Here is a 13,071-nt window from a genome sequence, read left to right as displayed (position 1 = left end):
AAATGTTAAGGGGGTTTTGAGATGGCTGTACCATTTAGAAAGACAAGTAAATCTGCTAAAAATAAAAGAAGAAGTCATTTAGCTTTAGTAGCTTCTAATTTAGTTTCATGCGAAAACTGTGGGTCAATGATTAAACCACACAGAGTTTGTAGAGAATGTGGATTCTATAAAGGAAAAGAAGTTAAATCTGTTCAAGATTAATTTCTGTTAATAATAAAAAGATGAGGTGATCCTCATCTTTTTTTGTATTTATTTAACATTTTAAATAACTTTTGCATTTTTTATTAACAAAATAGAATAAATATAGTAATATATATTTATAAAGTGGGAAGAAATGGGGGAAAGTGGTATGTTATTCTTTGGAACATATGATCATAATCTGGATGATAAGCAAAGACTTACCATTCCTTCAAAAATGAGAAACAAGATTTTAAACTCAACAGTTTATGTTTCTAAAGGTTTCGAAGGAAGCCTTGAAATGAGAACTGAAGAAGAATTTGAAAAATGAAGCTCTCAAATCTTAAATCTTTCTTCTTTTAATAAAGAAACAAGAATGTTAACCCGTGAAATTATTGGTAATACTCATGAAGTCGAGATTGATAAGATGGGGAGAATTAAAATCCCAAACAACTTATTAAAATTAGCCAACATTGAAAAAAGTGTTTACATTCTTGGGATGGGTGACAGAGTTGAAATATGAGATCAAAACTCATATGACAATTATCAAAATGAAAATAGTGACAAAATGGAAGAAATTGCTGAAACAATTTATCAAGGTTTAAATAAATAATGGAAAAACATATACCAGTATTATTAAAAGAATCAATTGATTACTTAAACATAAATGAAAATGGAACTTATGTTGACTGCACTCTTGGTAGAGCAGGGCATTCAAGTGAAATATTAAAAAGATTAAGTAAGGGTAAATTATTTTCAATTGACCAAGATGAAACAGCTATTAACGAAGGAACTGAAAAACTTAAACAAATTAGTGATAATTTCAAAATCTTAGAAGGAAACTTTGTTAATATTTCAGCAATGTTAGCAATGCAAGGAGTATTCAAAGTTGATGGAATCCTTTACGACTTAGGAGTTTCTTCACCACAATTTGATGTGGCAGAAAGAGGATTCAGTTATAGATTTGATGGTCCACTTGACATGAGAATGGATAGAACCAACAATAATTTAACAGCTCATGAAATAGTAAATAATTATAGTCAAGATGAACTTGAACAAATATTGTGAAACTATGGAGATGAAAAGTTTGCTAGATCAATTGTTAAAAACATAATTGCTTCAAGACCAATTAATACAACTTTTGAATTAGTAGCAGTAATTAAAAAATCCTTGCCTGCAAAAATTTTGAAACAACAAAAACACCCAGCTAAAAAAACTTTTCAAGCTTTAAGAATAAGAGTTAACAATGAAATGGAAACTTTAGAAAGTTCATTAGAGCAAAGTTTAAACTTATTAAATTCAAAAGGAAGAATAGTAGTTATTACTTTCCATTCGTTAGAAGAAAAAGTAGTTAAAAATATATTTAAGAAGTATACACTTGATGAGCAACAATTTTATTTAAGCAATTTACCTTATGAAGTTGAATCGTCAAAAGACTTTAAATTACTTTTCAAGAAACCATTAAAACCTACAAACACAGAAATTGAAAATAATAACAGAAGCCATAGTGCAAAACTATGAGTTATAGAGAAAAAATAAGAAATAAAAAGAGGTAAAAGTTATGATAGGAAATAATAAAACATTCACAACAGTAGAAATTAGAAAAAATGTAGTTAAAATTAATGCTTATAGAGTATTAGAAAAAAACATTATTTCTATTTTTGAACACGAAATTGAAGCTAAAAATAACTCTGCCTTTTTAACTGATAATGGAATCGTTAAAAGTTCAGTTTCAAGTGAACTTAAAAAAGAAATTTCAGCAGTTATCAAATCTATTATTAAAGATCAAGCCGATTTCAAAGATAATAAAATTTTTATGATTCTACCTAGTTCAACTTATGCATTTGCAACAAGAACTTATCATATTAATAGTTCAAGTACAATTTTAATTAATGAAGAATATATTAATGATTTATTCAAAAAAACTGTTAAAAAAGAGCAACAAGCAAATAATGCATTTCATTTAGATGTTCAATTTGCAAAAATTAAAATTGATGGTGTTAAATATGCTAATAAAAACTTAAAAGTTGAAGGTAATAATATTGAATTAACTGTTTCAGTAAGATCAATTTTCAAAAAAGTTTATGATACACATAAAAATGTAATTGAAAAAGTTGAAGATGGTGAAAATTCTTTTATGACCAATCTTGAAGCTTTATACAACTCAATTCAAAGACCTGGAAAAGACGAAAATGATATTGTTGTGGTTAACTGAAAAGAAGAACATATTGAAGCTGGTTTATTTAAAAATGGGTCTTTTATTGAATATACTTCAACAAATTTTGGAATGAATAAAGTTATTGCAAAATTATCAGATGAATTTGGATTAAGTGATGAGATGAGTAAACATTATTTATACAACAACATTAACTTTGATTCATCAAACATTTTAAGAACAATACTTTTAAAATTTAAAAATTCAGTCATTACTAAAACATTATCAGGTGAACAAATTCAATTAATTGTAAAAAAATACGTTAAAGAAGCTTATAAAGAAATTAAAGAGTCATTTGTTTCAAAAGAAAAAATTGATTTTGTTGTAACACCAATATTTAATTTTGGTTTAATTCAAGAAATTCCAAATGGAATATCTTTAATATCAAACAATAAAGTTTCTTCTGATTACATTAATCAAGTAAGAATTATAGGAGCTTTAAAAAATAATGAACACTTTGAGAGTTATGGTTTCATTAGTAAAATTGTAAATAAATTTATCACAACTCAAATTAAAACTAAAAAGCAAAAAATTACCAATGCAGGTCTTAACATGCAGTTTTCATTTTATGATGATTTCAGTGGTCAAAATAAAGCAAGTAGTCAATTATATTTAAAAAATGATGGTATACTAATAGATAAAGTAGAAGCATAAAAAGGAGAAAAAATTATGAACAATAATACACAAGAATTTAGCCAAAAAGCCAAAATAAAAGTTATTGGAGTTGGTGGTGGTGGAAATAACGCCGTATCAAGAATGTTCGAACAAGGAGCACATGGTGTTGATTTCTATATAGCAAATACTGATGCACAAGTTTTAGCAGGATCAAATGTTCCAAATAAAATCATTTTGGGCGAAAAATCAACTAAGGGATTAGGAGCTGGAGCAAATCCTGAAGTAGGTAAAACAGCTGCATTAGAATCAGAAAATGAATTAAAAGCTGCACTTGAAGGTGCTGACTTAATTTTCGTAACAGCTGGAATGGGTGGAGGAACTGGAACAGGTGCTGCTCCAGTTATCGCAAGAATCGCTCAGGAAACAGGAGCATTAGTTGTTGCTATTGTAACTAAACCATTCAGATTTGAAGGTAAATACAGAAATACTTTTGCTGAAGAAGGAATTATTGAATTAAAAAAATATGTTGATTCAACAATTGTTATTTCAAATGACCGTTTATTAGAATTTATTGGAGCTAAACCTATTCAAGAGGCATTCGCTGAAGCTGACGCAATTTTAAAACAAGGTGTTCAAACAATTACAGATTTAATTGCAGTACCAGCGCTAATTAACTTAGACTTCGCGGACGTTAAAACAGTTATGTCTAAAAAAGGAAATGCATTATTTGGGATTGGATTAGGAACAGGACCAGATAAAGCTAACTTAGCAGCAAATGATGCTATTTCATCAACTTTACTAGAAGCTGCTATTGTAGGAGCTAAAGACGTTATTGTTAATGTTACTGGTGGAGAAGGGATATCATTAAATGACGCTTATGATGTTGTTGACGTTGTTAACCAAGCAATTGATAATCCAGAGGTAAACATTGTATTTGGAGTTGCCATTAATAAAGAATTAACTGAAAAAGATGAATTAGTTGTAACTGTTATTGCCACTGGATTTGACGAAGAAATGATGAAAGCAACAGCAAGTTTAGGAACAAAATCAAACGCAACATCAACATTTGCTAACTTAAGAACATCAAGTCTTTACAAATCAACTCATGTTGAAGAAGAACCAAAAGTTCAAACATCTTTTGAAGAAGATGTATTACACGCACACCAAACTATGCACTCTACAAATAACACAACTTCAAATTATTCTGATGAAACTGAAGATGATTTCCCAACATTCTTGAAGTAGTAGGAGAATAAAATGAAAATTAAAGAACTATTAGATAAAATAAAAGCTAAAAAAGTTGAATCAGGGGAAACAGATCAAGCTTTAAGCGATGTAAATGCATACAGTATTTATGATGAAGAAATGAAATCTACTAATGAAGAAGTGGAATATGCAAAAGAAAGTGAATTAAACACAATCAACCAAGATATTCCTTCTAGAAGAACTGAAATAATTAAACCAGTTTCATTTTCAGATGCAGCAAAAATTGCAGATGAATTGAAAGTTAATAAAATTGTTTTAATAGATCTTTCTGAATTAGAAAAAACAGAAAAAAGAAGAATTATTGATTTTATATCAGGTGTAATATACATTAACGATGGTATCTACAAAAAAATTGAAGGTAACATTTATAAAATATTAATTAGGAAATAAGCATTGCTTATTTTTTTATTTCATTTTTATTTGTATGTTTATAGTAAAATATAAATAATAGAAGAGAGGTTATTATGTCAGAATATTCAACATTAGCACATAAAATGATTCAAATGTGGAACTCAAGTTTTTCAAAAATAATCAAACAACGTGAAGAAGCTGCTAGCTTAAAAATTAATTTTGTTAAAGCGATTAATAACTTTAATTCGACTAATAGAAATTCAAATAAGAAATTAAAAATAAAAGAATATAAAAACCCAACATCTAACTTTACGATTCTTTCAAAAGATGGCGTAAAAATAGTTGCAAGTGTATGATTGAACCCTAAACCAAGTAACAAATGAGTAATAGGTGTACATGGGTTTAATTCTGGAAGATTCAATGTTTTATATTTAACTTGACACTATCGTTCACTAGGATACAATATTATAACTTTTGATTTTAGAAATCACGGATCAAGTGATAGTGATGTTGTAACTTGAGGTTATAAAGAAAAGTGAGACTTAATGACAATTATTTCATGAGTAACACAAAATTATAAACCAGAAGAAATAGGTCTTGTTGGAACAAGTATGGGTGGTTTTACAGTTAATTACTTGGCTTTAACAGAGGAAAAATTTGTTAAAGAGAATAATATTAAATGAGCAATCTCTGATTCAGCTTATATGTCAGTTTCAAAACTCTTAAGAAGAATGGTTGCTAATAATGCTCCAAAAATATTTGAAAATTACGTTAACTTAGTGTTAGAAGATATGTTAAAAATTTATAAGAATGAATATGGTGTAAATCTAGCTGAACTTGATTTTATTAATTTAATTGAAGCAAAGCATAAATATATACCGATTATGTATATTCATAATAGATTTGATCGAGTAACAAACTTTTTGGATAGTTTTAAAATGCATGATGTCAAAAATAACATTGAAGAATCAGAGGCAAATGAATTGATTATTTATGATACTGGAATTAATCACACTAAATCAATTATTAAGTTTACTGAAGATTACATTTTAAGAACAACTGAATTTGTAAAAAAACATCAAATTTAATCAAAAATAAGATAAAATATTATTATAAAAACTAAAGGACAAGTTTTTTAAATCAATTATTTAGAGAGAACTAGTGTTTGGTGTGAACTAGTAATAATATTTAAAAGATATCACCTTTTTTTAACAGAAAAGAAAAATTATATTGAGTAGAATTCTGCGGTGGCACCGTTAAAACCTTAAAGATGATAAATTAAGTTTTAATTTATTAATTAGGATGGTACCGCGGTTGATCGCTCCTTTTTATAGGGGCGATTTTTATTTTTAAAAGGAGATTAGAAAATGAAAAATGTTTATAAAGATACATTATTAATAGGTCAAACAGATTTTGACATGAGAGCCGGATTAAAAGATAAAGAACCAGTAATCCAAGAAATGTGAGAAGCAAAAGGTATTTATGATAAAAAACAAAAATTAAATGAAGGTAAGCCTTTATTTATGTTACATGATGGTCCACCATATGCTAATGGTGATTTACATATTGGTCATGCATTGAATAAAACTTTAAAAGATATGATAATTAGATGAAAAAACGCTAATGGATATTTAGCTCCTTTTATCATGGGATGAGATACACATGGATTGCCTATTGAAACAGCTGTTACTAAAATGGGTATTGATCGTAAAAAAACACCTGCAGTTGAATTTAGAAATATGTGTAAAGATTACGCTTTAAAACAAGTTGCAAATCAAGCTAACCAATTTAAACGTTTAGGTATTTTTTCAAATAGTGATGTCAAATATGTAACTTTGACGCATGATTTTGAAGTTAGTGAATTAAGATTATTCCAGAAAATGTATGAAAAAGAAATGGTTTACAAAGCCTTAAAACCTATTTACTGATCTCCTTCAAGTGAATCTGCTTTAGCTGAATCAGAAATTGAATATAAAGATGTTAAATCACCAACTATCTTTGTAGCTATGAAAATTGTTGAAGGTAATGCAAAAATTGACACTGATACTGAAATTGTTATCTGAACAACAACACCTTGAACTATCCCTTCAAACCAAATGGCTGCTGTTGGTGAAAACATAGAATATAATATTGTTAAAGCAAACAATAGAAAATTTATTTTAGCGTCGTCATTAGTTAATAAAGTGGCTGAACAAATTGGTTGAGAAACATTTGAAATTTTAGAAACTCTAAAAGGCCCTGAAATTGCAGGTATTAAATATGCTCACCCACTGTATGAACAAAAAATTAATCAAATTGTAATTGGACATCATGTTACTGATGAAGCAGGAACAGGTATTGTTCATATCGCTGGTGGTTTTGGCGAAGATGACTACTTAATCGTAAAACAACATGGTTTAGAACCATTTGCTCCAATTGATGATCAAGGTAAATTCACAAACGAAATTGCTGAATTTAATAAAGAACTAGTTGGTGTATTTTATGAAGATGCGAATAAAATTGTTGGAATGGATTTAGACGCTAAACAAAGATTATTAAAATTAAAATTTGTTTCACACTCTTATCCACATGACTGAAGAACTAAAAAACCAGTTATATACCGTTGTACTTCACAATGATTTATTGGTTTAGATAAAGCAAAAGATGAAATTTTAGCTAACGTTGATAAAATAACAACAAAACCAGAGTGAGCTAAAAAACGTTTATATCAAGTATTAGAAGATAGAACTGATTGAACTATTTCGCGTCAAAGATTATGAGGTGTACCAATTGTTGCATTCTATGATGAAAATGATAAGTTAGTATTAAACAATGAAATCTTAGCATTTGCTATTGATAGAATCGCTGAACTTGGAACAAACTCATGATTTGAAAAACCAGCAGATACATTCTTGCCTGAAACTTACAGAAATAAAAACCTAAGAAAAGAAAAAGATATTTTAGACGTTTGATTTGATTCAGGATCAAGTGCTATTGCATTAAGTGAAAGATTTGAAAACTTACCATTACCATATGATTTATATTTAGAAGGTAATGATCAATATCGTGGATGATTTAATGCATCAATGATTAACTCAACTATTTACTCAGGTAAATCTCCATATAAAAAACTTATTTCACATGGAATGACAGTTGATGAAAAAGGAAATAAAATGTCAAAATCATTAGGTAATGGAATTGACCCTATTGAATTTGCAAATACACAAGGAGCAGATATTTTAAGATTATGAGTAGCTTCAACAGACTACACTGATGATCAAAAAATTGGCCCTGAAATTATTAAACAAATTGGTGAATCTTACAGAAAAATAAGAAATACAATGAGATTTATTTTAGCAAACTTATTTGATTTTGATCCAAGCAAAGATTATCAATCAGATTTAACTGAAGTTGATAGATATGCTTTACACAATTTAAGTGTTATTAAAAATAAAGCTAGTGAAGCTTATGATAACTTAGCATATAACCAAGTTTATAACTTAGTAGTAAATTATGTAACTAAAGATTTATCTTCATTCTATTTAGACTTTATTAAAGATATTTTATATATCGAACAAAAAGATTCATTAAGAAGAAGACAAGTTCAAACGGTTTTATACGAACAACTTTGAATGTTAATAGATTTATTAAGACCAGTATTAATTCATACAATTGAAGAAGTTTACCAATCAATGGTTAACTTAAAAAAAGTTGAATCTGTTCATTTATTAGATAATAAAAAACAAGATTTCATTGAGTCAGATGATTTTGTAAATAAATGAAATAACATTATGATCTTAAGAGATGACGTAAATAAAGCATTAGAAATTGCAAGAGAAGAAAAAGTTATTAATAAGGGTTTTGAAGCTGTTGTTAAAGTTTGTTTAAAGGATGAGTTTAAAAATATTGAGTCAACATCAGAATTAGAAAAAATATTCATTGTTAACTCATTAAATTTTACGAGTGACTGTTCAAGTTTATCAGAACAAAAAATAGCTTATGTTGGTGTTGAACCAAAACAAGGAGCAAAATGTGAAAGATGTTGAGGAATATTTGACACATTAATTAATGATGAAATTTGTGAAAGATGTAATTCAGTAGTAAAATCATTATAAATATGTTTAAGGGGTGATAGTTATGTTTAAAAATTGAATAAACAATTTTGTTTATGGTTTAAAAGCCTATGATTTCAAGTGAAAATTTAAACTAGTTGTCGCAACCCCAATTATGAGTTTTTTGATTTTAGCAGATTGAATTGTTAAATGAGTTGTTGTAGCAACAATGCAGCAAAAAGAAGAAAAACAATTTATAAAAGGTTTCTTAAAATTAAATTTTATTATTAATCCTGGATCAGCTTATGGAAGAAATTCAAACAAAATTGAATTAGCAATAACATTAGCAACTGTATTTGTAATATGTTTAATAGTTCTATTTATATTTTTAAATGATAAAAAATGAATTATAACTTCATCACTTTTACTAGCTGGTGGATTTGCTAATTTATTAGCTAGATCATGAGCGCCATTTGATGAAGTAAATAAAGTTTATGGTGGAGTTGTTGATATGTTTGTTTGAGATTTTAATTTTTTAGGATCATCAGGCTATATATTTAATTTAGCTGACATGTGAGTAAACATAGGGATTGGATTTGGAGCAATTTGTTTCATAATTGAAATATTCCATGTATTTAAACCAAAAAAAGAAAAAGAAATGAATAAAGAGGTAGAAATAAATGAAATTGATAGCTAATGTCGAAAAAGTAAGATTAGATAAATACTTGGTAGATGCATTGGCTGAATCTACCGAATATTCAAGAAGTTACATTCAAACTTTAATTAAAGATGGAAATATTAAAGTTAATGGAAATGTTGAAACAAAACAAAACTTTAACTTGATTGGAGATATTGAAATTGAAATAACAATTCCTGAAGTTAAATCATCAACAATTAATCCAGAAAAAATAGATTTAGATATTGTTTATGAAGACGATGATATTTTAGTTGTTAACAAACCAAATAACATGGTTGTTCACCCAGGTGCTGGAAATACTGAAGGAACAATGGTTAATGCCTTACTAGGCAGAGATGCTGAGTTTTTAAGCACAATAGGTGGAATTGAAAGACCAGGTATTGTTCATAGAATTGATAAACAAACTACAGGGTTACTAATTGTTGCTAAAAATGATAAGTCTCATCAAGTATTAACTGAAATGTTAAAGAACCATGAAATATACAAAGAATATGTAGCTTTAGTATGAGGTGAAATTAAAGAAGATAAAGGGATCATTGATGCGCCGATCGGAAGACATCAAAATGATCGTAAAAAAATGATGGTAACATCAAAAAATTCTAAATATGCAGTAACAAATTTTGATGTTATTAAACGTCTAGATAAAACTACTTTAGTTAAATGTGCAATTGAAACAGGTAGAACACATCAAATTAGAGTTCACTTCAATTTCATTAAACATCCTATAGTAAATGACCCTGCATATGGTAAGTTAGCTGAAAAGCAAACTGATTTCGGACAAATGCTTCATGCCTATAAATTAGAATTTTTACACCCAATCACAAAAGAAATGGTAAAATTAAAAGCAGAATTACCAAAAGAATTTACTGATAAAATTCTTCAGGAGGGTGGTGTTGAAAATGACTGAAAAACAATCTAACACTTATCAGGCATTAGTAAAGTTTTTAAAGAAAGAATACAAATACAAAAATGTGGATAAAAAAATAAAAGAATCACGTGTTTTATTTATTAATAATTCTAATGAGTATGCACTGATAGAAGTTCAAATTCAAGGTTCAACAGAAACTTGATCAAACATTGAAATGAGTGCGCAAAAAAACTTTATGAGTCAAAAAATTAAAAAATTAAAAATTGTGATTAGTGAAAATGAAAATAATTTAACTGAAGACGATACTGAAATTTTGGTTGTAACTACACCAAAGGAACTTAAAAATAATTTAGTTAAATTCTTACCATCAATTTCAAAATTAAACGAAAGTTATATTTCAATAGAAAAAGTAAAAGAAAATAAGATTCAAGATGAAGAATTAAATGATGAAATCAAATTAAACAATTTTAAAATTGCTTTAAATAAAATTAAAAACAATAATATTGGCTTCACTTGAATTATTTTATTCTTTTTCATAATAATGCCAGTTTCATTTACAATTATTGGATTATTTATGAATTTAAGTATTCTACAAGAAGTTGCTTATGGTAGTGGTGGTGCTGAAAAGCCTTCTTATTTATCAACTATTTGGTGACAAGCGCCAATGATTATATTTGGTGGAACCAATCAATCACTAACAATTGCTGGTGGACAATGATGAAGAATATTTACTTATGGATTTAGTGCGATGGATTCTGCTAATGGTATAGTGTTTAGTGCATTAATGATTTTCTTATTAACAACCTCACTATTTTCAATAAGTAAAATTACTGAAATTATTATCGGTAATGTTTGAAAGCTGGCTATTTCATTTGTTTTAGCATATATTACACTTGGATTTGTAGTTTCAGCTACACTTCCATATACAATAACTTCTGGTTCTTTACCAATTATAGGAATCATGGTTGGTATATTAGCAATGAATATTTCAGGAGAAACATCTCCAATTGCAAGATTTGGTAAAGTTAAAGTTATTTGACCAATAATTTTAATCATCTTAGCTATATTTAATAGTCAAGACCAATTAAGTTCATTTTCAGTATTAATGTCAGGTATCATCTTTGGTTCTATTTTTGCTGGATTAGTTAAAAAACCAGTTAAAGAATGAACATGAAGAGAAAACATTTTAATTTTATTCTTAATTGTATTTATAGTTGTAGGAATAGTATTTGCTGTGACTCTTAAAAACGCCCCAGCATATAACTATAATGTTATTACTGCCTTACAATTTTATGCAAAAAATAATATTGGTGGTAATTTTGATCACTATAACCAAATTATTGCAAAAATTGGATGAATTGGAAGATTTGAACAGGGACTTTGAAATGATAAATTCCCTATGCAATCTACTCCAGTAGCAACAAATAATATTGCATCTATAATTGATTCAATTTCAAGTTTTAGTTTAGGATTAAAATTATAATGAAAAGAGAAGATTTTTTAAGCTGAGAACAATTCTTTATGACCGTTGCAAAAGTTTGTGCAATGAGAAGTAAAGATCCTTCAACTCAGGTTGGTGCTATTCTTGTAAATAAATTAAATCAAATAATATCTACAGGTTATAATGGCTTTCCCAGAGGTGTAGACGATGATAAATTTCCTTGAACAAGAGAAGGGGAATGAATTGATACTAAATACCCATATGTAGCTCATGCCGAGTTAAATGCCATTGTGAGTGCCAGAACTAATTTAACTGATTGTGATGTTTATGTAACATTATTCCCATGTAATGAATGTACTAAAATCATTATTCAAGCAGGTATTAAAAAAGTATTTTATCTTGAAGATAAATACAAAGATTCAAACGAAGTTAAAGCGTCTAAGAAAATGCTAGATGCAGCACAAATTGAATACAAACAAATTAATGATTTTAATGTAAAAGTATCAATAAACTAATTGAAAACCTCACAAATGTTAGCGTGAGGTTTTTTTATTTGCTATAAATTGATAAAATTAAATAAAATAAAGGATGAAATATGATAGAAAAAATTGGGATTGATATTGTTAAAAATAAAAGAGTTAATTTAAGACAAAGTTTTTTAAATAAAGTTTTATCAAGTTCTGAACTTGATAAGTTACAAACAATATTATCAAAAAAATCTAAGATTGAATTTGTTGCGGGTAGATGAGCAGTTAAAGAAGCTATCATCAAAACTTTTAATAATGATCAAAAATTTGTGATGAGTAAAATTGATATAGGTTACACTGAAAAAACACCTATTATTTTAAATAAAGAATTAAAGAATATATTAATTTCAATTTCACATGAAAAAAAATACTCAGTTGGTATGGCGGTGAAACAAAATGATTAAGATGATTTGAGCACAAACAAAAGATGGAGTCATAGGTAAGGATAATTCATTGCCTTGATCAATTAAAGAAGAGATGCAGCATTTTAGAAATACAACATTGAATCAGAATGTATTAATGGGGAGCAATACTTTTGAATCAATGAACTTTAAAGGACTGCCAAATCGAATCAATTATGTACTAACAAGAGATATATATAAGTATAAGCATTTAGAAGCAGATAATTTAATATTCATAAATAATAGAGAAGAAATTATTAATAAGTTTAAAGGAATTGAATCAAAAGATATTTTTATAATAGGTGGTAGCCAAATTTATGAACTATTCTTTGAAGATTGTGACGAAATAATAAGAAGTGTTATTAAAAATCATTTTGAAGGAAATATACATATCAAAAACTTTAATTATGATAATTTTGATAAAATAAGTATAGTGGAAAAAGAACACTTTTATGTAGAATACATGAGTAGGAGAAAATAAA

At 27.5% G+C, this 13,071-nt stretch carries 14 protein-coding genes and 1 other annotated feature; all 14 genes read left to right on the top strand.

The features are described 5' to 3' along the window. Window positions 1–21 precede the first annotated feature (21 nt). The 14 genes from rpmF to MENTO_RS02075 all read left to right on the top strand — a co-directional run bounded on the left by rpmF (window position 22) and on the right by MENTO_RS02075 (window position 13,070). Window positions 22–201, top strand: a complete 180-nt coding sequence (gene rpmF, locus MENTO_RS02140; protein ID WP_011183295.1) for a 50S ribosomal protein L32 — start codon at window positions 22–24, stop codon at window positions 199–201. A gap of 133 nt (window positions 202–334) precedes the next feature. Beyond that, the gene (mraZ, locus tag MENTO_RS02135; protein ID WP_099651232.1) at window positions 335–790 is read left to right on the top strand and encodes a division/cell wall cluster transcriptional repressor MraZ; all 456 of its coding nucleotides are present in this window, start codon (window positions 335–337) and stop codon (window positions 788–790) included. Further along, complete coding sequence (rsmH, locus tag MENTO_RS02130; RefSeq protein WP_099651231.1) at window positions 790–1,716, top strand: 16S rRNA (cytosine(1402)-N(4))-methyltransferase RsmH; 927 nt, start codon at window positions 790–792, stop codon at window positions 1,714–1,716. Before mraZ ends, rsmH begins: the two co-directional genes overlap by 1 nt. 22 nt (window positions 1,717–1,738) lie before the next feature. Continuing rightward, on the top strand, window positions 1,739–3,046 hold the full coding sequence (locus MENTO_RS02125; protein ID WP_099651230.1) for a hypothetical protein: 1,308 nt from the start codon (window positions 1,739–1,741) through the stop codon (window positions 3,044–3,046). Window positions 3,047–3,061: 15 nt separating this feature from the next. Beyond that, on the top strand, window positions 3,062–4,252 hold the full coding sequence (gene ftsZ / locus MENTO_RS02120) for a cell division protein FtsZ (protein WP_099651229.1): 1,191 nt from the start codon (window positions 3,062–3,064) through the stop codon (window positions 4,250–4,252). Window positions 4,253–4,264: 12 nt separating this feature from the next. Next, complete coding sequence (gene sepF / locus MENTO_RS02115) at window positions 4,265–4,663, top strand: cell division protein SepF (protein WP_167372682.1); 399 nt, start codon at window positions 4,265–4,267, stop codon at window positions 4,661–4,663. Between the two features lie 71 nt (window positions 4,664–4,734). After that, the gene (locus MENTO_RS02110) at window positions 4,735–5,712 is read left to right on the top strand and encodes an alpha/beta hydrolase (RefSeq protein WP_167372709.1); all 978 of its coding nucleotides are present in this window, start codon (window positions 4,735–4,737) and stop codon (window positions 5,710–5,712) included. Between the two features lie 26 nt (window positions 5,713–5,738). Continuing rightward, window positions 5,739–5,953 (top strand) — a binding site (T-box leader). A 38-nt stretch (window positions 5,954–5,991) separates the two neighbouring features. Then, complete coding sequence (gene ileS / locus MENTO_RS02105) at window positions 5,992–8,718, top strand: isoleucine--tRNA ligase (protein ID WP_099651227.1); 2,727 nt, start codon at window positions 5,992–5,994, stop codon at window positions 8,716–8,718. Window positions 8,719–8,740: 22 nt separating this feature from the next. After that, window positions 8,741–9,352, top strand: coding sequence for a signal peptidase II (locus tag MENTO_RS02100; RefSeq protein ID WP_099651226.1), 612 nt, complete (start codon window positions 8,741–8,743; stop codon window positions 9,350–9,352). After that, entirely contained in the window at window positions 9,336–10,271 is a 936-nt protein-coding gene (locus MENTO_RS02095) for an RluA family pseudouridine synthase (RefSeq protein ID WP_099651225.1), read from the top strand. The genes MENTO_RS02100 and MENTO_RS02095 overlap by 17 nt, the downstream gene beginning before the upstream one ends. Continuing rightward, window positions 10,252–11,703 carry a hypothetical protein gene (locus tag MENTO_RS02090; protein ID WP_099651224.1) on the top strand — a complete coding sequence of 484 codons (1,452 nt, stop codon included), beginning with the start codon at window positions 10,252–10,254 and terminating at the stop codon, window positions 11,701–11,703. Before MENTO_RS02095 ends, MENTO_RS02090 begins: the two co-directional genes overlap by 20 nt. Then, on the top strand, window positions 11,703–12,176 hold the full coding sequence (locus MENTO_RS02085; protein WP_099651223.1) for a deoxycytidylate deaminase: 474 nt from the start codon (window positions 11,703–11,705) through the stop codon (window positions 12,174–12,176). Before MENTO_RS02090 ends, MENTO_RS02085 begins: the two co-directional genes overlap by 1 nt. 80 nt (window positions 12,177–12,256) lie before the next feature. Continuing rightward, on the top strand, window positions 12,257–12,592 hold the full coding sequence (locus tag MENTO_RS02080) for a holo-ACP synthase (RefSeq protein ID WP_099651222.1): 336 nt from the start codon (window positions 12,257–12,259) through the stop codon (window positions 12,590–12,592). Next, the gene (locus MENTO_RS02075) at window positions 12,585–13,070 is read left to right on the top strand and encodes a dihydrofolate reductase (protein WP_099651221.1); all 486 of its coding nucleotides are present in this window, start codon (window positions 12,585–12,587) and stop codon (window positions 13,068–13,070) included. The genes MENTO_RS02080 and MENTO_RS02075 overlap by 8 nt, the downstream gene beginning before the upstream one ends. Window position 13,071: the final 1 nt, after the last annotated feature.

The organism is Mesoplasma entomophilum, assembly GCF_002804125.1.
Classification (GTDB): Bacteria; Bacillota_I; Bacilli_A; order Mycoplasmatales; family Mycoplasmataceae; genus Mesoplasma; species Mesoplasma entomophilum.
Note: the sequence above shows the minus strand (reverse complement) of the source record. Positions and strands in the feature narration are given on the sequence as shown.